We start from the raw sequence: 22,297 nt of genomic DNA, 5'->3' as shown, positions 1-22,297 counted from the left end.
ATGATCGGCTTGCCCGACCGCAGTTCCTCCGGCGTGATGCCGTAGTTCATGAAGCGCTCCAGATACAACGCCGTCATATCGATATGATCCGGATTGTCGAACCAGTCCTGCGAACGCAGACGACGCTGTTCTTGCACTGTCATGTCCTGCCCTTCCCGTCAGAATTCCTACCTTCGAGATGCACGAGCAACGCGCTATGGTCGCGATCGGCACCGCCCTCTTGAACAAACGCTGCGAACTGCTTCTGCACGGCGGCGGTCAGGGGCAAGGCAAGGCCGAGCTCGACGGCCGTCGAGAGAATGTTATTCAGATCTTTCAACTGGTTTGCCGACGTACCGCCGGGCTCGAAATTGCGCTCGATCATCCGCTGACCGTGCAGTTCAAGGATCCGGCTTTCTGCAAAGCCGCCGCGAATAGCCGCTCGAAACGCGGCGGGGTCACCGCCACCTCTTTGCACCAGAAGCATGGCCTCCGCCACCGCTCCGATCGTCACCGCGACGATCTGCTGATTGCCGAGCTTGGCGAGTTGGCCGGAGCCAGTCGGGCCGACATGCGTTGCGCGACCAAGCGGCGCAAACACATCCGCAAGTCGCAAGAATGTCGGCGCGTCGCCTCCGACCATGATCGCGAGCGTTCCGGCCGCAGCGCCGGCAACGCCCCCTGAAACCGGTGCATCAAGATATTGAACGCCATGCTTGCGAAGCCGTTCAGCGTGGCGCCTAGAGGCCTCCGGCAGCACGGAACTGCCTTCGACGACAACCGCGCCAGCTCGAAGAGCCTCGATGATTGTCACATCAGCGAAGAAGAGTTCGTCGAAGGCTTGCTCATTCGTCAACATTGCAAAGACGACGTCGGCATTGCGAACAGCGTCCGCTGCGCTCGTCGAAACGACAGCACCGTCTATCGCCAAGTGCGACGCCTTCTCATGGCTACGATTCCACACGGATACGGCGAATCCGGCGCCCAGCAGCCGCTTCACCATCGGTGCGCCCATGAGACCGGTCCCTAGAAAGGCGACCCGTTTGCGGACGGATGCGCTCACAGCCGACCTCCCATCTCATCTTCGATATAAACCTGGATGATCTCGTCGAAGCTCGCTTCCGCCACGAAGCCCAGCGCCCTAGCCCGCTTGGCTTCGAAGCCAGGCGCCCAACCCTCGCAAATCCGCGCGATGTTGTCATCGCGCTCGCGGCGGATAAGGCTGACGGCCTTCGCTCCTGCGACACGTCGCAGCGCATCAATCTGCTCGCCGACAGTCGCACTCAAACCGGGCATGGAGAGATTTCGGCGCGATCCGACTTTTTCGAGATCGATCGTCGCAGCGTGCAACATGAACCCAACGGCCGAGCGAGGCGAAGCATGCCAATGACGCACGCTGTCATCGACCGGCAAGATCGCCTCCTGCCCTGACAGCGGCTCTCGCAGAATACCGGAAAAGAAGCTCGATGCCGCCTTGTTGGGCTTGCCAGGACGAATGCAGACGGTCGGAAGCCTGATGCCGATACCGTCGAAGAAACCGCGGCGGGAGTAATCGGACAACAGGAGTTCGGATATGGCCTTTTGCGTTCCATAGCTCGTCAGAGGCGTCGTATGGAACTCGTCCGCAACCGGATACGTCATTGGAGCGCCAAAGACGGCGATCGACGAGGCGAAAACCAGTCTTGGCCTGTACCCGTCCTTCTCATGCACTCGGCGAATTGCCTCAAAAAGATAACGTGTCCCATCAAGGTTGATTCGGTATCCTTTCTCGAAGTCCGCTTCAGCCTCTGCCGAGACAATCGCCGCCAAATGAAAAATCACATCCGGGCGCGTTTCAATGAGGCGCTCAGCCTCGCCGGCCAACGAGAGATCAACGGTCTCAAGGACAGTCTTCCCGGCAAAGGCAGGCGCCTGTGGCGCAATCACGTCCGCAAGCGTCAGCGTCTCGATTTTTCTGCCGGCAAGAGCGTTTTCCGAGATCAATCGCTCGGATAGCTTTCGGCCGATCATTCCCGCTGCACCGATGATCAAAATATGCATAAGCTGTCTCCTATTGCCGACGTCGCGCGCGGCGAAACGTTCGGCAGCCTTACTTAATTGAAATGAGAATGATGGCTCCACAGGAGCCCGAACTGGTCGGCGCCTAGGCCGTCTCACCGTGAATGATAGAAAAACCCGTGTCGATGACCTTGCTGGTTAAGGGGCGCGTAACGTCGTTGATGAAGGTTTCCACGGCGATTTGGCCAATGCGATGACGGTTTGAACGAATTGTCGACAGCGGCTGCGGCAAAGACTGCCCCGTGTCCAACCCGTTAAATCCGAAGATACCAAGCTGCGTTTTCAGCTGAATTCCGGTGGCTATGCAGTGATAGACGCCACCGATTGCCATGTCGTCACTCGAAAAGACAACGACATCGAGATCCGGTTTCATCCGCAAAAGCTCGGCAAGCCCTTCTTTTCCGCCGGAAATCGAGCTGGTCTCGCGGCTCAGATATTCAACGGGGGCAGCAATTCCGTGTCGGGTGAGATAGTGCCTGAACCCTTCATGGCGGTCATGCGCCCTCAGATCTCGCTCAAGATCCGGGCCTATATAGCCGAAACGCCGATAGCCCTTCTCGATCAGATGCTGCGCGGTTGCCGAACCTGCATCGCGATGCGACAGACCGATCGCCACGTCTATCGGCCGCCCACCCGCATCCATGATCTCGATCACACGAATGGGTGTATCTTCCAGCATTCGCCGGGTGTTACGACTATGCTGCAGCCCGGTAAGGATGATGGCGGCTGGCTTCCACGACAACATCGATCGAACGACCGTCTCCTCTTTCATCAGATCGTAGTCTGTCACGCCGACGACAGGCTGAAATCCAGACTGTGCGAGCGCTTCGTTGATGCCGGCCATAACCTCTGGGAACACACCATTGGAAAGCGATGGCAGGATGACGCCCACAAGGTTGGAGCGCGCCGAAGCGAGCACGCCAGCGAGCCTGTTGTGAACGTAGCCAGTCGTCTTGACCGCTTCCAGCACACGCTTTCTTGTCGCTTCGCTGATCGGGCCGCTGGCGCGAAGAACGCGTGAAACCGTAATCCCGCTCACACCGGCCGCCTCGGCCACATCTTTCAAGGTAATCGTCGCATCGTCCCGCTTGGTCATTCTAATCTCCCAAGATGACAGCGCTAACATACGCAATAGCTGCCAATTGACAATACGCATTTAAGAAAAATGTTTGCGCTGTCATTATTTCGTCAGCGCGTTGTTGGATATGAAAAGGCGTCCGGCTACGGCCGGACGCCCTTTTTCACTTCGCCCGAACTTTACTTTTGCGCGGCGAAATCCTTTAGCTTCACAAAGAAATCCTTCAGGATTGGATCGCGATCAACGAACGTGACGTAGCGGATCGGGTGGCGACGACGATCGACGCTCCAGGTCATCTGGTCGCTCAGGATTGGAGCCGGGGCGATGACGCTCGGCGCCCAATCGGGATTAAGCAGCCAGCCGACCGGCGCCATGTCCCAGATTTCCTTCGACCAGCCAAGGTGATCGTCGGAATACTCCTTGAAACGCATGGCCAGGAATTCGCCGATGCTCCCATGCGGCTCGACATGACGCTCGATCTCAGGCACCGTGCTGTGAAGATGCGTCGTGACACCACGGCAGGGGACGAGTACGAGCGGCACGCCGCTGTCGAACACCACCTGAGCGCCACCGACATCCTGCTTCAGATTGAATTCGATCGTATCCGGCCATTCCAAGGCGTGCCCGCCAAGCCAGACCACGACAATTCGGTCAATGATGTCAGGCGCCTTCAAAAGGGCGGAGGCAATATTGCTAATCGCTGCGATTGCAATGACGTAAAGCGGATTGTCGGGCGAGCCTGCCCGCGCCCGTGCGATCAAGTCGTCGACGGCCGCCGCCTGCCGCGCCTCCTTCTTTGGCCCGACATACTCAGTCACACCTCGATGAACCAAGCCATCCGGCGAAATGTCGAGGCGTTCCAGGAGACGCAGGATTTCCTGATAGCTCAGTTCCATTCCGTCGCCCGGACCTGTCGAACGCTTGTTGAAGAAGGGAGCCGCATAAATCGCCTCCACATCGAAGCGTTCCTTCGACAGAAGCATTTGCACCATCGCAAACTGATCGTCGATCTCGTTGTACGTGTCGGTGTCGAGCACGACACGAACCTTTCCGACCGGCGGCTGCAAAAGCTTCAAACGAGCTGTTTCTGAAATTGCCATCACCTTCTCCTTGATAGGCCTTTGAATTCAACCATTGATGCCTGACGGCAGCCTTGTGCCATCGGCTTTGGAAAACACATGAATTTTATCGGGGTTGACGTGAAAATTGACCGCGGCCCCCGGTGCGAGACGGACGATATCGTCAACGACCGCTGTCATCGTCGTACCATTGCAATCAATCATGAGATGACTTTGAGCGCCTGTCGGCTCCACATGCGCAATCGTGGCTGGCAGTTTGAACCCCTCACCGGTAAGTTTGATATGCTCCGGCCTGATGCCGACCGTGATCGAATTGCCGGCACTCGTGCGGATAGCCCTTGGCAACTCGACGGACAGACCGCCGCCGGTGATCGCAATCAACGAGCCGTTTTCGCCGTCTTTGACCGTCGCCTCGAATAGGTTCATCGCCGGAGAACCGATAAAGCTTGCGACGAATGTGTTTTTGGGTGTCTCGTAAAGCTCGATCGGCGTTCCGACCTGTTCAATCCTGCCGGCATTGAGCACGACGATCCGGTCGGCAAGCGTCATGGCCTCGATCTGATCGTGCGTCACATAGATCGATGTCGTCTTGACCTTCTGATGGAAACTCTTGATTTCGGAGCGCATCTGGACGCGGAGCTTCGCATCAAGGTTGGACAAAGGCTCATCGAAAAGAAAGACGGCCGGGTTGCGTACGATCGCGCGCCCCATAGCGACGCGTTGACGCTGTCCTCCGGAAAGCTGAGCGGGTCGCCGATCAAGCAATGACTTTATGTCGAGCAACTGCGCCGCCTCTTCCACGCGCTTGCCGATCTCCGCCTTCGGGACGTTCGAAAGCTTCAGGTTCAGCGAAATATTGTCCCGTACCGTCATGTGCGGATAAAGTGCGTAGTTTTGGAACACCATCGCGATATTTCGCTGCTTTGGCCCGAGATCGTTGACGACGGTACCGCTGATCGCAATCTCGCCAGCCGAGATTTCTTCCAAACCGGCGATCATGCGCAACAATGTCGACTTTCCGCAGCCCGAAGGGCCGACCAAAGCAAGAAACTCTCCATCGTTCACTGTGAGATCAATCCCATGGATCACCTTCAATGAACGGTAAAGTTTCTGAATTGATTTCAGTTCAATCTTGCTCACCCTATCCTCCGTAGTCATGCCCGGGTCGAACACGAAGGCAAAGAGCCTTCTTTTCTTCTGCATCCGTGTGCAGTACTAAAGCCGTAGAGGACAAGCCGTCAAGGTTAGAGATGACGAGAAAACAAAACGGAATGGATAATCGGATCGCCAAAGTCGGCTCGGTCGACGTCGCAAAATTGGCCGGCGTCTCTCGTTCGGCCGTATCGCGTACGTTCACCGAGGGGGCCTACGTCTCGGCCGAAACACGACAAAAAGTGCTTCGTGCGGCCGAAATGCTCGGCTACCGGCCCAATATATTGGCGCGCAGCCTGACAACCAATCGAACTCACATACTCGGGATCATCACCACGGACCTGATAAACCCATTCTATGCCCTCCTCCTGCAGGAATGTATCGAACGGATCCAGGATAAGGGGTTGGCGGCTTTTGTTCTACGCGCGGCCGAAACCGACAATGACGAGCTGATTTCGAGGCTGTTATCTTACCAGGTCGACGGCGTGATATTAGCCAATACCAAGCTTGCGTCGAGAACAGCGCTAGATCTTGCCAACAGCGGCAAACCTGTCGTTACGATCAATCGCTATGTCGATCTCGATGAAATCACCTCCGTAACCTGCGACAACGAGGAGGCTGGCGCCCAGGTCGCCGACCACCTGATTGCAATCGGGAGAAAACGTATCGCCTTTATCGCGGGTGATCCGGACACATCGAGCAGCCGTGATCGTGAGCGTGGGTTCAAACAACGGCTTGCCGAGCACGGCTTGAAGGTCCAACGCGAGTCCATCGGGTTTTATACCCATGACGGCGGCGCGGCGGCCGCCCGCATGCTCCTTTCACCGGGCACTAAGCCTGACGCCATCTTCGCGGCCAATGATCTGATGGGGTTCGCGGCGCTGGATGTGGCGAAGCTCGAATTTGGGCTGCGCGTTCCTGATGACATCGCCATCATCGGCTTCGACAATGCCATGGCGGCCGATTGGCCCGCGTACCGGCTGTCTTCAGTCGATCAAAATATTCCGCGAATGGTCGATGTCGCGATCGAGGAAATCCTGTCCAGGCTGTCCGGTGAGCGCTCCCGCACCCGTCATTTCCGCATAGCGACCAACCTTGTGGCACGCGAATCGACCGGCGCAACAAAAATGAAAGATTGACAACACGTCGGCCAGCCGTAATCTGCATCCGTGTGCAGAATGCATTTTTGCTGAGGAGGAAAACATGTTTCGTTCGACATCTTTGCGTCGATTGCCCTTGACGTTGGCCGCTGCGGGCGTGTCGCTGCTGCTCGGCACCAGCGTTTACGCGCAGACAACCGTTAATTTCGTTGGAGAAGCGCCTCTTCAGGTCTTCTCTCCTGTTATCGAGGCTTTTGAGAAGGCCAATCCCGATATCAAGATCGCCTATCAGCAGGTCCCGTTCGAGGATCTCAACGCGGCGATCCAATCTCGAGTGGGTGGCGGTGACGCAAGCATTGATATTTTCGAATGCGATACACCGCGCATTCCCGCCTTTGCCTCGAAGGGGTATCTGCTCGATCTGGAAGGTAGCCGCCAGAAGATAGAGACCGCCGTACCGAATAAGGTTTCGATCGGTGAAGTCAGTTACAAGGATAAGATTTATGCCTATCCGATGTGGAATTCGACGCAGCTCCTGTATTTCAATCGCGACCTGCTGAAGAAGGCAAATGTCCCCGAACCAAGTGCGGCGGAAGGGGATCGATTGACCTGGGAAAAATTCTTGGATGAGGCACGGGCCGTCAAAAAGGGCGCCGGCACGAAGTATGGCTGGGCCTTCCAGCAAGTCGATCGTTATTACCAATTGCAGCCGCTATTCGAGTCGGCAGGCGCTGGACCAGGTCTCAAGGGACCGGAAATGCTTGAGCCTGATCTGCTGAACGACAAGTGGGTCAACGTCGCCAAATGGTACGCCGCTCAGTTCTCGGAAGGACTCTCGCCGCGCGGTGTGACGCCGAACCAGAGCTACGACCTCTTTTCGAATGGCGAGACGCCCTTCATGATTACAGGTCCTTGGGCAATATCGATCTTCGACAAGACGGCATCTCTGAACTACGGTGTCGCGCCGATGCCGTATTTCAAGGACGGAAAACCCGTCACGCCAACGGGGTCATGGTCGCTTGCCATCAGCCCGCATGCAGCCAATTCCGACGCAGCGAAGAAGTTTGCGGAATTCGCGACGTTGACTGGTGAGGGTTCCTATCTGACGGTTCAGAACAATCCTCTTCCCCCGGTCAATGCCGACGGCTACAAGATCTATGCCGACAAGATGAAGCAGCTCACCACGAAGATCGGTCCAGCCATCGACATCATCACCTATGAATCGCGCGACACGCCTGTCAGCCGGCCACGCTCGGTCGGTTACGTGTCCTTCGAGACCATCATGAACAAGGCTTTCAGCGATATCCGCAACGGCGCCGATGTCGATGCAACATTGAAGCAGGCGCAGAGCCAGCTGAAATCGACGCTCGGCCGCATTCGCTGAGGCGACAGCTTCAACACAAGCAACGACCGAGCGTTCGACGTATCTGAACGCTCGGTATCATCTTCGATTTTACAGGCAATGACGATGAAGGCCCATCAAAGACTAACGATTGCGGCAGCGTATCTCGCACCAGCACTTTTGGCGGTGATTTTTCTGCGAATTTGGCCGGCGCTGTCGGCGGTCCATGATTCGCTGTTGGCCCCGCGCGCGACAAGTTACAGTTTCGAAAACTACACGTATATATTCACCGACCCGGTCTTCCTTCAAAGCCTTCTCACCACGGTGATCTATTCGATCATTGTCAACCCGCTGCAGATCGCGATCGCGCTTGCTTTGGCACTTTTGATGAACGCCGCCATTCCCTATGTCGGGTTCTGGCGCGCCCTTGTTCTTCTACCCGTCGCGATCCCGCAGAGCGTGTCCGCAGTGGTGTGGGGCGTCGCGTTTCGGCCGGATGGGCCACTTAACGCAGTAATCACCTCCGTCGGTCTGGAGCCGATGCGTTTTCTCACATCCCCCGATCAGGCTCTCGCCTCGATCATTGTCATCGTCAGCTGGATCGGGGTGGGTTATTGGATGACCTTCATCCTCGCCGGTTTGCAGGAGATTCCAAAATCACTTTATGAGGCTGTCCGCATCGATGGCGCCAATCGCTGGCAGCAATTCCGTTATGTGACCTTGCCGCAGTTGCGCCGCCCGCTGACTTTTGTGCTGGTCGCCAACACAGTGGCCAATTTTCTGGTCTTCGCTCCCGTGCAAATTCTTACTCAAGGCGGTCCTGAAGGTTCGACGGACCTCATCATGAACGAGATTTACACGCGCGCCTTCATCTCGGATGACCCCAGCAGTGCCGCAGCCGCAACAGTTGTGCTGGTTGCGGTGGTACTCGTTGTCGTCCTTATCCAATTCCGCCTTATGCGCTCGCCAGAGGATGTCAACGCATGAACGACAAAATCAGCCCACTCCGGACCGTGGCCACAATCGTTTGCGCATTGCTGTTCGTATTGCCACTTTGGTGGATGGCGGTCAGTGCGCTGAGGCCGACGGCAGACATTTTCAAGTATCTTTCACCCCTGAGCCTTTGGACGCTTCTGCCGCGTAACATCACGCTAGAGCATCTTGTGGAACTGTGGACGGGGCCTTTCCGTCTGGCGATCTTCAATTCCATCTTCGTGACATTCGTCACCATCGTGATCGGCCTTGCGATTTCCTCCGCGGCAGCTTTCGCACTCGCCGTCATCGACTTTCCGTTCCGCAACACAATCTTTCTGGTCCTGGTTGTTAGCTTCCTCATTCCGTTTGACGCCATTGCGGTTCCACTCTACGCGATCATGCGCGAGTTAGGTCTTCAAAACAGCTATACGGGACTAATCCTTCCCGGCATCGGCAACGGGCTGGCGGTCTTTCTATTGAGGCAGTTTTTTTTGGGTATTCCGAAGGAACTTCGCGAGGCGGCGCTGGTCGATGGTATGGGCTATTTCGGAATCTTTTGGCGCATCTACCTGCCCCTGTCTGTCCCGGCACTCATAAGCGCGTCGCTCATCCTCTTCATCTTCCAATGGCAGGCCTATCTGTGGCCGTTGCTGATTGCGCCCGCCGAAGGCTACAAGATGGCCGCTGTGGCGATCGCCCAATTCTCGACCTCGTACAGCGTGAACTATAGTCTGATTTTCGCGGCCGCTCTGGTGATCTCGCTGATCCCCATGGCCGTGCTCACGATCTTCCAGCAATATTACTCTGCCTCGGTCGCAGCGACCGGAAGTAAGGAGTAATCGACACAAGGGTGGCGGAGCATACGCGGTTAAAAGCGGCGCGGCATGCACGCTAGCATTCGCAAAGCCAAACCATGGCTCAAGCTTCTTTGGCTTCAGCCAGTCAGCTCTCCCTTGAGGTGGTATTAGTCGGCCGTCGGTTTTACGAGTTCGGCCCGCTTGCCCTTAAATTCCTGGAGCGTCGACACCATACGGTCCAAGCCCAGATGAGGAGCGAGGCGACAATTGTCGCGTGCAGAAATCGTGTATGATTTTCTGCCCATTCAGCATCGATGCAACTGTCATCATAAAATCATGGAACGCATGGGAGCTGATCAGTCGATCCCGCCCCTCCTTCGGACCACGAATGTTTGGGCTCCTGCGGCTGATCTGGTCGCACCCATTGCGTGGCGCGAATTCCCGCTTCCCCGGCAAGCCGGCCGCAATACTGGAAGCTCCGATGCGCGCCATCGTCTCCTCGATCATGATTGATGCCCTGGCCGATATACGCAAAAGCAGCGTGGCAATTTAAGAAAAGACGAACACATCGCGCCGCCTCGTTCCAGTCACATCAAGGGTTCCCACGTGAACCGTGCGCTAACCAGGCGCGCTCCGGCCCTTTGCAGGGTCGACTATATCCCGCTCATAGCGTTTGACAATGAAGTGGCAAACACTGACGTTTGCGTAAACATTAGTTGCAAATGCAATATTATCATTGACAATAAAATACGCCTGTAGTTCGTTAGATCCTCCGATGTTCACTTCTCTCGGGAATCTCGGAGATTGGACCGGCCGCCCCAGCGAGCCAAGCTATGAGGCCGTTACGGGTTCAGAAACGGCAACACCAACATTCGCGAGGTGGCAACATGTCGAAAACTTTCGTTCTGGACGTCAATGGGCGCCAGTCTTCTGTAACCTGCGGCGAGGACACACCACTTCTTTACGTGCTTCGCAACGATCTTGAGCTGAACGGACCGAAGTTTGGCTGCGGACTGGGACAATGTGGGGCTTGTACGATCCTTCTCGATGGTCAGGCGGCACGCTCCTGCATCACGCCGATCGGCACGGTCGATGGTCAGAAAATCGTCACGCTCGATGGCCTGTCTGCAGACGGTCACCAACACCCCTTGCAGACGGCATTCATATCGCTCGAGGCGGCCCAATGCGGCTACTGCACCAATGGCATGATCATGACGGCCAAAGCCCTACTCGACAGGGAAAAATTGCCGAGCGCGGACGCTATCAAAGAAGAATTGTCCGGCAATCTCTGCCGATGCGGCGTCCATAATCGCATCGTCGACGCGATACAGCATGCCGCAAAGGAGATGGCGCGATGAACGGTGCAACTGGCACGCTGACGCGCCGTGCGTTTGGCATCGGTTTTGGCGCGCTCGTGGCGACCTTTTCACTTGCACCACGCGGGATCGCGCAGGTTGTTGAGGGTGCCGCGCCGCAGAGTTTTGCGAAGACGAAACGTCTCGATGGCTGGATCCGTGTGTCGGCGGACAATATCGTCACGGTGTTCACCGGAAAGGCTGAGCTCGGCCAGGGCATCCTAACTGCACTTGCCCAGATCGCTGCTGATGAATTGGACGTGGAAATGGCGCAGATCAGGATGATCTCCGCCGATACCAGTCGCGGCCCTGATGAAGGCTATACTTATGGATCGCAGTCGATTGAACAGAGTGGGTCGGCCCTAAGGGCCGCAGCCGCGCAAGCGCGCGCCGTTCTTGTTGCCGCGGCAGCACAACGCCTGAATGTGCCTCCAAGCACGCTTGCGGTGGACAGTGGCGTCATACGGCAGATCCCATCCGGCCCGCACATCAGCTATGGCGAGATCGCGGTATCCGAAATCAACCTTTTGGATCGTGACGTCAGCGCCGGGTCACAAGCAAAGGCCAAGCAGGATTATCGCCTTGTCGGTCACACGGTTGCCCGCATCGATCTTCCCGGAAAAATCCTCGCCAAGGGCGTCTATTTGCAGGATATGCGCCTGCCCGGAATGGTCTTCGGTCGGATCGTTCGCCCCCCGTCGCCGGGTGCAACCCTTGAAAACGTAGACGACCATGACGTTCGCCAACAGCCTGGTATCGTTGCAGTCGTGCGCATCGAAAGCTTCCTTGGTGTCGTCGCCGAACGTGAGGAGCAAGCGATCGCCGCCGCCGAGACGCTTCGTGCCGCCGCCCGCTGGCGCAAAGGGCCGGCTCTGCTAGATGAAGACCATCTTGTCGAGGAGTTGCGCGCGCTTCCGCGCGAAGACATTCTCGTCAGCGCGGCCGGGCAGGAGGCGCCACTGACCCCGGTCCGGACCTGGGTTGAGGCTAGCTACAGCCGGCCCTATCTGTCTCAGGGCAGTATTGGCCCGAGCTGCGCTGTGGCATGCTTTGCCGATGGACATATGACCGTATGGTCGCACACGCAGGGCGCATTCCCGCTCAGAGGCGATATGGCTACGGTTCTCGAGCTTCCGAGCAAATCCATCGATGTCATCCATGTTCAGGCAGCAGGCTGTTATGGCCATAATGGCGCAGACGATGCGGCCATGGACGCAGCGCTTCTGGCGCGAGCCGTCGAAGGACGTCCGGTCAAGCTGCAATGGATGCGTGGTGATGAATTTGCGTGGTCCCCCATCTCCCCGGCAATGTCGATGAAGGTCAAGGCCGGTCTGTCGCCAGAGGGAAAGATCGTCGATTGGACCTACGATGTCTGGGGCAACAGTCATGCGACCCGCCCAGGTCAACCTGGAGGCGTCAATCTCCTGGCGTCCTGGTACATTGGGAAGGGCTATCATGTCTCGCCGCCGCTGAAGATTCCTCAACCGTTCGGCAATGGCGACCGCAACGCCGTACCCTATTACGATCTCGCCAGACGGAAGATCTCGCATCACCTTTTGACAGAGATGCCAATCCGGACAGGCTCGCTGCGCACCCTGGGCGGCCAGGCCAACATCTACGCGATCGAGTGCTTCATGGATGAACTTGCCGCATCTGCGGGCATCGACCCAGTCGAATTTCGGTTGAACCATTTATCCGACCCGCGCGGGCGCGCGGTCATCGAAGCCACGGCAAAAGCTGCAGGATGGCAAGAAGGCTGGAAGAGCGATGGAACGACCGGACGGGGATTTGCCTATGCCCGCTATAAGAATATTTCAACATTTGCCGCTGTTGCCGTCGAAGTGAAACTGGATCGGGCTTCTGGAGCCGTAGCCATCTTGAGTGTTCATGCGGCCGTGGACGTGGGGCTTGTGATCAATCCCGACGGCGTCAAAAGCCAGAGCGAGGGCGGCATCGTTCAGGGCCTGAGCTGGGCCCTGAAGGAGCAAATGCGATTTGATCGGGAGAAGATCACCTCAGTAGACTGGGCCGGCTACCCAATCTTGACCTTCGAAGAGGTGCCTCCGATCAATGTCATCGTTATTGATCGGCCCGATGATCCGAGCCTGGGCGCCGGTGAGGGAACCGTGGGGCCGGCGTCCGCCGCCTTGGCGAATGCGATTGCGAACGCTGCAGGCGTTCGCATCCGTGACCTGCCGCTGACGCCCGAAAAAATCAAGACTGCATTGGGTTGATCATGCGTGGGATAGTCGCAGTTTGGACGTTGTCTTATACGTTCAAGCAGGCGCCAAATATCACAAAGGCGCATCAGGCCGCTTGCCGGGTCGCCCAGTTAAGGCCACGACGCAGGATGGTGCGCATCGAGAGGTTCTCGAACTCTGCTGCAACGTGGCCGAGCGAGGAATAGAAGACCCGGCCTTTGCCATGGCGCCGCTTCCACACAACCGGCATCGTGACACCATCGATCCAACTTGCGTGCTCGCCGGTAAAGGTCGTGGTGGCAAGCACCTCGTTGGAGGGATCGACATGCATATAGTATTGCTCTGAATGGTACGGGAAGCTTTCGATGCCCGCCATTATGGGATCGTCAGGTCTTGTTACATCGACTTTGTAGTCGATCACATCACCGGGATGAGCAACCCACTGTCCGCCGACCATGAATTGATAGTCGACTGCATCTCGGAAGGAATCGCCCATCTGGCCGTGAAAGCCTGCGAGACCGACACCCGATTGTACAGCCTGGGTAAGCGCCCTCACCTCTTCCTTGGCGATTGTCGACATGGTCACAATCGGCACGACCAGATCCACGGTCGACAGCACTTCATCGGAGAACGCCGCGGTGCTGGCTTCAACACGGACATCAAAGCCATCCTTGATAAGCATCTCTTTGACGATCCGGGAGCATTCCTCCGGCTCATGGCCGTTCCAGCCGCCCCAGACGATAAGTGCATTCGGCATTGCAATTCTCCTGTTTTGTCTATTCGAATGGTTCCGCTGTTGTTCGACGAACAACAAGGCGCGGCGGAATGGAGATGCGCTCGGCCTCCTGGCGGCCATCCATCCGCGACAAGAGCATCCGGGCCGCAAGCGTTCCGATCTCGTGAGGGTTCTGATCGACAGACGTTAGCGACAGCGGTCCGAGGCTGCCTGTTCCTGTGTTGTCGTAGCCGACCAGAGATAATTGCCGCGGCAATTCAATCCCCAGCTCAAACGCAGCCTGAATGACACCAAAGGCAACGTTGTCAGTGCCGGCAAAAATCGCGGTCGGCCTCTGAGAACGGGTTAAAACGGCATGCCCGGCGCGAAATCCGTCCTCGACGCTATAGTGCGGGCTATCGGCGACTTCCGCATATTTGCCGAGACCCGCAGCCTCCATGGCCCTGCGATAGGCATTCGCCCGCCGCGCCGACACGAAACTCAATTGCTTCGACTGCCTGCCTGCCATCGGACCCAGGTGCACGATGCGTCTGTGGCCAAGCTCGGCCAGATGACGCACGACCATTTCGGCGCCGCTGTCATCGTCACTGACGATCGTGTCGTAGGCCGTCGAATAACTGTGGCGGTGGGTCAACACCAGCGGCGCCACCCTTGCCGCCTCGACCAGCTTGTTCTCCGAAATATGCGGCGACACGACAATCATTCCCTCTATGCGTCGATCGTGCATCGCGGCAAGCACGTCTTCGGCAGAGGTCCACTCGCTTGTTGCCATCAGCATCTGACGCGAGGTCGGCAAGATGACCTCGGCAACGGCAGCGAAGATATCGGGAAAGAACGTATTGCGGAGATCCGGATGGACAATGCCGATGGTATAGGTCTTGCCCCGCATGCCGCGCGCCGAAGCATGCGGCCTGTAGTCGAGCTCCTTCATGGCTGCTTTCACACGTGCCGCCATATCGTCACTGACGCCGTATGCATCGCGCAATACACGCGACACCGCGGCCGTCGAAGCCTGGGCAAGACGGGCAACGTCATGGATCGTTGCGCGACGCGTTGGTTGATCTGTAGCCAATTCTTCCTCCTTCTCACGGCCGCGCGCTCCGTTTGTCGGACCTGTCCGCGGGGTCAGTGGATCGCGCGCTCCCCGCCTATGGACAGGCGATGACCACCTTCCGCATCGAATACGTGTGCGCGGCCGCGATCAATGGCAAAACGAACCACCTCTCCTGGCGCATACCCGACTCGCGACTTCAAAAGTATGGTCACCTTGTCCTGTCCCACCGCGCCAAGAAGCTGCGTCTCCGGTCCAGTCGGCTCAATGACATCCACCCGAACGGCGAGGTCGCTTCGGCCCAAGGAGATGTCTTCCGGCCGGATGCCGTAGATCACACGCCGTCCCGCATGTCGGCTCCAGTCGCCGTCGAGGGGAAGGAATGTGCCATCGGTCAAGAGGACGCCATGCCCATCGTCACGAGATGCAATTTCGCCGTCCAGCAGGTTCATGGATGGTGACCCAATGAAACTGGCGACGAACACAGTTTCGGGCCGATCGTATAGGGTGAGCGGCGCTCCACGCTGCTCAATCTTTCCATCCTTCATGACGACGATTTCATCCGCCATGGTCATCGCCTCGATCTGATCATGCGTGACATACACGGTCGTTGTTCCCAGACGCTGATGCAATTGCTTGATTTCGCCGCGCATCTGGACGCGCAGTTTGGCGTCCAGATTGCTCAAGGGTTCATCGAACAGGAAAACCTGCGGGTTTCTGACGATGGCGCGTCCCATGGCGACACGCTGGCGTTGGCCGCCAGACAGTTGCCTTGGATAACGCGGCAAAAGCGGAGTCAGGCCCAGGATCTCCGCTGCCCGCTTGACCTCGCGCTCAACCTTTTCGGAACTCTCCTTCTTTAGCCGCAGCGAGAAGCTCATATTCTCGGCGACCGTCATGTGCGGATAAAGCGCGTAGCTCTGGAAAACCATCGCAATGTTGCGATCCTTCGGCTGCACATCATTCATCCGCTGCGAGCCGATAACGATGTCGCCGCTGGTGATGTCCTCAAGGCCGGCAATCATCCGAAGAAGGGTGGACTTACCGCAACCCGACGGCCCGACGAGGACGACGAATTTCCCATCCTCGATATCGAGGGAAACGCCGTGCAGGATCTCGAGTGCGCCATAGGACTTGCGAACGTTGGAGATTTCAACTTGCGACATTGCTCAATTCCCCGGCGCTCCCGGCCTTCAGATGTTGCATGATGCTTTCGAAGATCTCGAGATCTTGGCGAGCGTCGGCAATCGTCGTCTTCGGTTTTGTTCCCCGCGTGACATGGTTGTGAAAGGCATGCCATTCGACGACGAACGAATCGAGCCTGCTCGGAAAGGACACCACCTGGCGAACGCCGGCCGGTCCTTCCGGCTCGGTTATAGATAGCCGTGCGGGGATGTTGCGCACGTAGGGTGTATCGTAGTCGATGCGCGTGACGCTCTTTTCGCTATAGACTTCCAGATAGGCGTCGAAGCGGGCAAGCTGATCGACGCCGGTCGCGAACTCGCAAACGAAGTGGCCGTAATCGAAGGTCGCGGTGATATAGGCGCCGCCCTGTCGCACAGCCGCGTGCAGCACGCTCTTGGGCATGCCGAGCAACTCTCGCATGGCGCTGATATCGTGGCTCGACAAGCCGAGCAGCAAGCCATAGGCACGGCTCAGGATCGGATCGTTGGTCCCGATTGCTTCGACCATGCTTGCATCCGTCAGCCTCTGGTGCTCGACGATGGATTGGGCCGGAATATCGTTGCCCCGGATCACTCGTGAGGTATCGTCGATTATGATGCGGTTTTGACCGATGAAATCCTGGACGCGCGCGAAACGGATGTTGTCGCGATCGGCCTTTATGCGCTCGACGGCATCGACAAATGCGCCGGCATAGCGCCGCATATAGCCGATCTGCACCGTCTTGCCTGTGCGTGCTTCCGCCTCTTGCAAAGCGTCGGCTTCCGAAAATGTGATCGACATTGGTTTTTCGACGAAGACATGCTTGCCCGCCTCAAGGGCGGCCAACGCCACGCTGGTATGATAGGCGTGCGGATTTGCTACGAGCACGACATCGACGTTGGCGTCGGCAACCAGCTGGCGGTAGTCGCCATACTTTGCAGCCAGAGGCACAACGGCGCTCACGCCATCAAGCACGGTCGGACTGACATCGCAAAGCGCTGTGATTTGAAATTGCTCCGAGAGCTGCCGCAGCGCAGGCAGATGAATGATTTGGGTTACCTCGCCGCAGCCGACGATCCCAACCTTGAGTATTGTCACGTGGAAACTCCTTGGAATTGAAAGAGAGACTACCCTTTGACGCCGCCTGCGACGGCTCCATAGGTGATGTATTTCTGGACCATGAGAAACAGAATGAAGGTTGGGATGACCGCAAGCGTTGCCGCAGCCATGAGGCTTCCCCAGTCCGTCGCGAACTGCTGCATGAACATCTGCATCCCGATTGGCACGGTCATGGCGCTTTCATCACGCAGGAAGACACTGCCCACGAAGAACTCATTGTAGGAGAACAGAAAGCTGAAGATCGAAACGGCGGCCATGCCAGGTCCCGAAAGTGGCAGCACGATGCGGATGAAAGCCTGAAACTTCGAGCATCCATCGACAAGGGCCGCCTCCTCAAGTTCCCGTGGGATCGTGTCGAAGAAAGCTTTGGCCATCCAGGTTGCGAACGGCAAATGCACAACGGTGTAGATGATGATGACCGGGATGGGGCTGTTCACCAATTCCAGGGCGCGAAAGACCATGAACAGCGGAATAAGTGCCAGGATGATCGGAAACATCTGTATGACGAAAAGTGCCTTGGAGTAGATCGACAGCACGGGTCCTTTGAAACGCGACAGTGCATAGCCAGCCATCGAGGCGGCGACGATGCCGCACAGCATGCTGCCGCCCGACACGATCACGCTATTGAGCAGAAACCGCAGGAACGACGTCTGGCTCCAGAGAAACTGATAATTCGCCAGCGAGAAATGCTGCGGGATGACCGAACGGCTCATCATGATCTGCTCGGTAGTCTGGAACGAGTTCGCCACGATGACGATAATCGGGAAATTGATAATCACGACGATGACCACCATGATGGCGAAAAGGCGCCAGCGTCCAACGGCCGAGGTTGCGGTCGGTGACATGACTAAGGCTCCCTCTGCCGACGCAGCATGATGACGATGAAGACCATCAGGATAATGAGAGTGACAAAGGAGATCGCCGCCCCGGTGCCGAGATCATTGCGTGCAAAGGTGTATTTGTAGGCGAGCAGGACGAAATTCTCCGTCGAGTTTGCCGGACCGCCTTGGGTCAGAAGCCATGGCGTGTCGAAATCATTGACCGTCCAAATCGTCATCAACAGACAAAGAATGATGGAGACGTCGCGGATCTGAGGCATCGTGACATGCCGGAAGGCATCCCATTTTGTGGCGCCGTCGAGCGCCGCCGCTTCGTACAGCGTTCGGTCGATGCCCTGCAGAGCGGCGAGCAGCGAGAGCATCATGAATGGAAAGCTGCGCCAGATCTTGATGAGCACGACGACAAACTGAGCCCAATCATTATTGGATAGGAAGAAAATCGGGCGGCCACCGAGCAACTGTATGATCTGGTTTACGACAGCGTTGTGGTCGGCAACCATCCAGCGCCAGCTGACAATGGACACGACAGACGGGATGATCCAGGGCAGAAGTAGCGCGACGCGAAAGAACCCCCGACACGGCATCTCCATGTTCATCAACAATGCGAGCGCCAACCCCAGCACATAGCAACCAACCACATTCGCCACGGCGAAGATCACGCTGAAGCGAAACGCGTTCCAGAAATCCCTAGAACCGAACAGCTTCCCGTAGTTGTTCAGGCCGACGAAGTCGCCAGCCTGCAGGAGCGAGCCGTTCGTGAAGCTGTACTGAAGCGCCTGGAAGAACGGGACGAGAATGACGACCCCGATAACCAGCACTGACGGTAACAGAAGCAGATAGGGCAAGGCATTTCCGTTGCTCCACCATCGCCGGACGTCAAACCGTCCGGCGTAGGGAGTGGGTTCAGTCATTAGCGACATGAATCATGCTCCGATGTGTCGGGAGACCAAGACGGCGCGAAGGCTTACTTGCTCATTATTTCCTGAATTCGGGAATCTGCCTGTGGCAGCGCGTCCGTCACAGGCACGCCCTGAAAGATCTGTTGGGTCAGCGTCTGCAGGACACCTTCGCCTTCGATCTCGCTAAGCTGGGGAAAAATTCCTTTGTAGGCGGTGGCGGTCGTCTTGCCGATCGGGATGTAGTGATCGACCACATACTGATAGGTCTTGTCCCCGGCAACCGCGTCCTTGATGAACGATTGGCGCGCCGGGATCTGGCTTGTGTGCCCTTCCGTCCAAAGCGGGAGCTGGTGCTGCGACCACCAGCGCATGAAGGTTTCGGCGGCCTCCGGATTTTTTGTCTGCTTGTACATCATGATATTGTTGACCCAGAAGATCGTCCCAAGGTCGCCATGCGGTCCCTTTAATGGAGGTAGGACAGCAATATCGTCGGTGGCGGCGCCAGCGCCCTTGTACGTATTCGGTCCATCGAGGACGAATGCCCCCTCTCCTTTGAGGAAAGCAGCACGTCGATCGTCGGAAGAGTAACCTGGGCTGGCAGGATGCATCGACCCGTCAGTAACCAAGCTCGAAAGCCAGTCGAGAGCCTCGACGTTGCGCGGATTGGACGCAAATGTCGACTTGCCGTCGGCATCGAAGAGCGCGCCCCCATTGTTGAGCATCGAAGCGAGAAGGTAATGGCTGCCTCCGGTGTCGCCGGAGGCGATGACGCCATATTTGCCGTTGCCCGTAAGCTTCTTGGCCGCCGCGCGGAACTCGTCCCACGTTTCGGGCACCTCAACGCCGGCGGCCTTCAACAGAGATGGGCGATAGAACCAGACGCGAATGTCGAGCCCCCAAGGCAAGGAAACATAGTGGTTGTCGAAGCGCAACGTATCGATAGTCCCAGGCGAGAAATCCTTAAGATCGCCATCAGCTTTCATCTTGTCGATCATGTCGTCCAGCGGGCGGATGGCGCCCATCTTGTAAAGCTGCACCGCCTGATAGCCAGCGCCGGTGGAAATATCCGGCGCACTTCCCGAGCTGACGGCCGTCACAAAGGTCTGGTACCAGTTGCTCCACGGGATCGAGCGGTACTCGACCTGAATATCGGGATGTTCCTTGTTGAACTCCTGGACGACGGCCTGTGCCGCCTTGATGTATTCCGGCTGCCCCCAGATCATGTCCCAGAATTGCAGTTTTACCGCAGCTGCGTTTGCCGCACCGTTCAAGGTCATCAAGCTCGTCGCCGCCATCAAAGCAAAGGCCAGCGCTGTGCGGCGTCGAACCGCGAAATTCGATGTCATCCGATTTCCTCCACTGATTTCGCCGGCCACCTCCACGTGGCTTGGGGCTGCGCTCCTCAACGCATGGCGATAACAGCGGATGAAATCATTGGTGTCAACATATTTTGATAACGTTCTCTATTTTTATTGATAACGTTATCAATTCCAATTTTCAAATTTTCGTTTATTTATAATGCTTTATTTGGCAGAATATGGGTAAATAAGTTTTTCATTCAACTACATCGGCGACAAGGAACCTAAGCGCACAAAGATCTAGCTAGCTTTGTCTTCAATTTGGACCTCCGCCGGTTTCGCTACTGAAGATCGTGCGCCTAAGGGAGCAGGTCTTGCCTCCACACCTTTATGTTGAGTGAACGCGATCATTTCTCAGCAACACTCGTTGCGTGAGTAGTCATTAGCCGGTCCCGTTGGCTGCAAGTTTGTGAGGTATGCTGCGTTGGCGTTTTGGTGAAGCAGAACGCATTCCTTCAGTTCCAAATGTTATTGCCGCCGCAATACGTCCATCAACCAGAGGTCTTTCGTTTGATGTGTGCAGGGTCTGAGGTCAGCAAGACAGTGCCTCTCCAGCACATATGGTCTCTCCATTCCGGGGAGCGAGGGGCCAGAAAACAGATACGCGACTGCTAGTGAGATGAATATTGTAACTCAAACGGATGCAATGATGAGGTTTCGCATAGTCATTTGGGTGGTTCCATTGGACAGGCAATGAGATTAACTGCGGTCTGACTGGGGAAGCTTTTCGGGAACCCATCAATTTGCACGGTTTAGACCAGCTCTTTTCATTCGACGAACTACTCGTTTGCCGATTGCCAGAATCCTGCCAAGGCGGGGCGTAAACTTTCTCAACGAACACCAGTCAATTATAGATGCAGAATACCAGCCATTATCGGCCGATGTCGAAGCTACTTTTGACGTCAATTCCCCTAAGGATGCTCGATGAGCGGAGCAACCTTGCTGGCTTTCTACAAGAACAATGAAAAGCTTGGTGGAATCCTGTTCCCAGTCGTCTTGTCGATCTTCGCCAGCATACCGTTATAAGAGTTCACTCTGGCTGCACCAGCCTTGTGATCGAGATATATCTTCGGTCTACCATCCTTAATGTCGGTTATAAGACCGAACTGATAATTAGCGTAGCACGATTCTTCTCTAATCCCCCTCTCCAGTTGGTGGGCGGTGGCATACGATCACTGGATGATAGTAGGCTAGAGGCCGTTCTTAGGTGCTTCCGTGATTTGGCGAAATGTCGTCGCGTTGCGTTATAGCCACCCGCAGCTATCCATGGAGGAAGAAGTGCTGCTGTTACGCGCAGATCATCCACTTGCCGCCGCTCCTTTGGATCATCTTGATACTTCCCACATCTGCAAAAATCGACGCAGTATCGGGAGGATCAGGGAATTGTCCCGGACGGATCGTAACGTTGACAGATAGGTCACGAAGAGATGCTTGTCTTTGATGTCGAGGAAGTTCCGGCAAACGCTTGACTCTTCGGATCCCAGGCAGGTGATAAATATGCTGTCGCTATCGCCCAGCCGATACTAATCGTTAGGTGCGTTCAGGTATTCGCTCGTGCCGATAAATGTCAGATCCTCAGCGCGGCTCTTGCACTGCGGATGCAAAGTTTCTCTGCAAGGACGGATCGATCAGCCGATCAAAAATGGAATGCCAGCGGTGAGCGCCCTCCCCGCGCGACCAGGCTGCGCGCGCGGGCCGATCCATTTTCAGGTCCTAGAACTTTTTCGAAGCCGCGACCTTTGCACCGACGGATTTCTGTCCGTCGCCCTCGATGTTGAAGAGGATGCTGGTGTCGAGCATCCAGAAGTTCTGGGTCTGCAGCGAGACGCCGGCGGTGACGGCGGCGAACGCGCCGGCGCCGTCCATGCCGGAATAGCCGCCCGTCAGTCCGAGCTTCGGCGTCAGCTTCGTGCCGTTCTCCATCGTGAAGGAGCGGGCGATCTCGGCCCCCAGGCTGACGCGGAACTGGTCCTCGTTGAAGCCGTCGATGGTGATGGCATCGCCGGAACTGTTCT

The 22,297-nt window shown here is 56.8% G+C and carries 20 protein-coding genes; 7 read left to right on the top strand and 13 right to left on the bottom strand.

Annotated features, from left to right (window positions below; translation table 11 throughout):
- Nucleotides 1–139: 139 nt before the first annotated feature.
- From HGP17_RS33270 to ugpC (HGP17_RS33250), 5 genes are all read right to left on the bottom strand, one after another.
- Nucleotides 140–1,042, bottom strand: a complete 903-nt coding sequence (locus HGP17_RS33270; protein WP_168816323.1) for an NAD(P)-dependent oxidoreductase — start codon at nucleotides 1,040–1,042, stop codon at nucleotides 140–142.
- The gene (gene denD, locus HGP17_RS33265; protein WP_168816321.1) at nucleotides 1,039–2,019 is read right to left on the bottom strand and encodes a D-erythronate dehydrogenase; all 981 of its coding nucleotides are present in this window, start codon (nucleotides 2,017–2,019) and stop codon (nucleotides 1,039–1,041) included. The genes HGP17_RS33270 and denD overlap by 4 nt, the downstream gene beginning before the upstream one ends.
- Before the next feature lie 103 nt (nucleotides 2,020–2,122).
- Nucleotides 2,123–3,133: a LacI family DNA-binding transcriptional regulator gene (locus HGP17_RS33260; RefSeq protein WP_168816319.1), complete on the bottom strand. Its 1,011-nt coding sequence runs from the start codon at nucleotides 3,131–3,133 to the stop codon at nucleotides 2,123–2,125.
- Between the two features lie 161 nt (nucleotides 3,134–3,294).
- On the bottom strand, nucleotides 3,295–4,215 hold the full coding sequence (locus HGP17_RS33255; protein ID WP_168816317.1) for a nucleoside hydrolase: 921 nt from the start codon (nucleotides 4,213–4,215) through the stop codon (nucleotides 3,295–3,297).
- A gap of 27 nt (nucleotides 4,216–4,242) precedes the next feature.
- Nucleotides 4,243–5,334 carry a sn-glycerol-3-phosphate ABC transporter ATP-binding protein UgpC gene (gene ugpC, locus HGP17_RS33250; RefSeq protein WP_168816315.1) on the bottom strand — a complete coding sequence of 364 codons (1,092 nt, stop codon included), beginning with the start codon at nucleotides 5,332–5,334 and terminating at the stop codon, nucleotides 4,243–4,245.
- Between the two features lie 110 nt (nucleotides 5,335–5,444).
- On the opposite strand from ugpC (HGP17_RS33250), the gene HGP17_RS33245 reads away from it, so the two are divergent.
- The 7 genes from HGP17_RS33245 (at nucleotide 5,445) to HGP17_RS33215 (ending at nucleotide 13,149) form a co-directional block, all read left to right on the top strand.
- Nucleotides 5,445–6,485, top strand: a complete 1,041-nt coding sequence (locus tag HGP17_RS33245) for a LacI family DNA-binding transcriptional regulator (RefSeq protein ID WP_348649018.1) — start codon at nucleotides 5,445–5,447, stop codon at nucleotides 6,483–6,485.
- Between the two features lie 64 nt (nucleotides 6,486–6,549).
- Nucleotides 6,550–7,830, top strand: a complete 1,281-nt coding sequence (locus tag HGP17_RS33240; protein ID WP_168816311.1) for a sugar ABC transporter substrate-binding protein — start codon at nucleotides 6,550–6,552, stop codon at nucleotides 7,828–7,830.
- Nucleotides 7,831–7,914: 84 nt separating this feature from the next.
- The gene (locus HGP17_RS33235; protein WP_168816309.1) at nucleotides 7,915–8,775 is read left to right on the top strand and encodes a sugar ABC transporter permease; all 861 of its coding nucleotides are present in this window, start codon (nucleotides 7,915–7,917) and stop codon (nucleotides 8,773–8,775) included.
- A complete protein-coding gene (locus HGP17_RS33230; protein WP_168816307.1) occupies nucleotides 8,772–9,602 on the top strand; it encodes a carbohydrate ABC transporter permease in 831 nt (276 codons plus the stop codon). Before HGP17_RS33235 ends, HGP17_RS33230 begins: the two co-directional genes overlap by 4 nt.
- A 346-nt stretch (nucleotides 9,603–9,948) precedes the next feature.
- On the top strand, nucleotides 9,949–10,113 hold the full coding sequence (locus HGP17_RS33225; protein ID WP_168816306.1) for a hypothetical protein: 165 nt from the start codon (nucleotides 9,949–9,951) through the stop codon (nucleotides 10,111–10,113).
- 334 nt (nucleotides 10,114–10,447) lie between these two features.
- Nucleotides 10,448–10,918: a (2Fe-2S)-binding protein gene (locus HGP17_RS33220; protein WP_168816303.1), complete on the top strand. Its 471-nt coding sequence runs from the start codon at nucleotides 10,448–10,450 to the stop codon at nucleotides 10,916–10,918.
- Entirely contained in the window at nucleotides 10,915–13,149 is a 2,235-nt protein-coding gene (locus tag HGP17_RS33215; RefSeq protein WP_168816301.1) for a molybdopterin cofactor-binding domain-containing protein, read from the top strand. The genes HGP17_RS33220 and HGP17_RS33215 overlap by 4 nt, the downstream gene beginning before the upstream one ends.
- 73 nt (nucleotides 13,150–13,222) lie before the next feature.
- Here HGP17_RS33215 and HGP17_RS33210 read toward each other — a convergent pair whose 3' ends face one another.
- From HGP17_RS33210 to HGP17_RS33175, 8 genes are all read right to left on the bottom strand, one after another.
- Nucleotides 13,223–13,873 carry a ThuA domain-containing protein gene (locus HGP17_RS33210; protein ID WP_168816299.1) on the bottom strand — a complete coding sequence of 217 codons (651 nt, stop codon included), beginning with the start codon at nucleotides 13,871–13,873 and terminating at the stop codon, nucleotides 13,223–13,225.
- A gap of 19 nt (nucleotides 13,874–13,892) precedes the next feature.
- The gene (locus HGP17_RS33205; RefSeq protein WP_168816297.1) at nucleotides 13,893–14,924 is read right to left on the bottom strand and encodes a LacI family DNA-binding transcriptional regulator; all 1,032 of its coding nucleotides are present in this window, start codon (nucleotides 14,922–14,924) and stop codon (nucleotides 13,893–13,895) included.
- A 53-nt stretch (nucleotides 14,925–14,977) separates the two neighbouring features.
- Nucleotides 14,978–16,069 carry a sn-glycerol-3-phosphate ABC transporter ATP-binding protein UgpC gene (gene ugpC / locus HGP17_RS33200; RefSeq protein ID WP_168816295.1) on the bottom strand — a complete coding sequence of 364 codons (1,092 nt, stop codon included), beginning with the start codon at nucleotides 16,067–16,069 and terminating at the stop codon, nucleotides 14,978–14,980.
- Nucleotides 16,056–17,165 (bottom strand): Gfo/Idh/MocA family oxidoreductase, encoded by a 1,110-nt coding sequence (locus HGP17_RS33195; protein ID WP_168816293.1) that lies wholly within the window; start codon nucleotides 17,163–17,165, stop codon nucleotides 16,056–16,058. Before HGP17_RS33195 ends, ugpC (HGP17_RS33200) begins: the two co-directional genes overlap by 14 nt.
- A 29-nt stretch (nucleotides 17,166–17,194) precedes the next feature.
- Nucleotides 17,195–18,031, bottom strand: a complete 837-nt coding sequence (locus tag HGP17_RS33190; RefSeq protein ID WP_168816290.1) for a carbohydrate ABC transporter permease — start codon at nucleotides 18,029–18,031, stop codon at nucleotides 17,195–17,197.
- 2 nt (nucleotides 18,032–18,033) lie between these two features.
- Nucleotides 18,034–18,945 carry a sugar ABC transporter permease gene (locus HGP17_RS33185; protein WP_246704332.1) on the bottom strand — a complete coding sequence of 304 codons (912 nt, stop codon included), beginning with the start codon at nucleotides 18,943–18,945 and terminating at the stop codon, nucleotides 18,034–18,036.
- Nucleotides 18,946–18,989: 44 nt separating this feature from the next.
- Nucleotides 18,990–20,270, bottom strand: a complete 1,281-nt coding sequence (locus tag HGP17_RS33180) for a sugar ABC transporter substrate-binding protein (protein ID WP_168816288.1) — start codon at nucleotides 20,268–20,270, stop codon at nucleotides 18,990–18,992.
- A 1,725-nt stretch (nucleotides 20,271–21,995) separates the two neighbouring features.
- The coding region (locus tag HGP17_RS33175; protein ID WP_168816286.1) for a hypothetical protein at nucleotides 21,996–22,297 on the bottom strand (302 nt) is incomplete at its 5' end.

It is taken from the genome of Rhizobium sp. P38BS-XIX (assembly GCF_012641435.1).
Lineage (GTDB): Bacteria > Pseudomonadota > Alphaproteobacteria > Rhizobiales > Rhizobiaceae > Rhizobium.
Note: the sequence above shows the minus strand (reverse complement) of the source record. Positions and strands in the feature narration are given on the sequence as shown.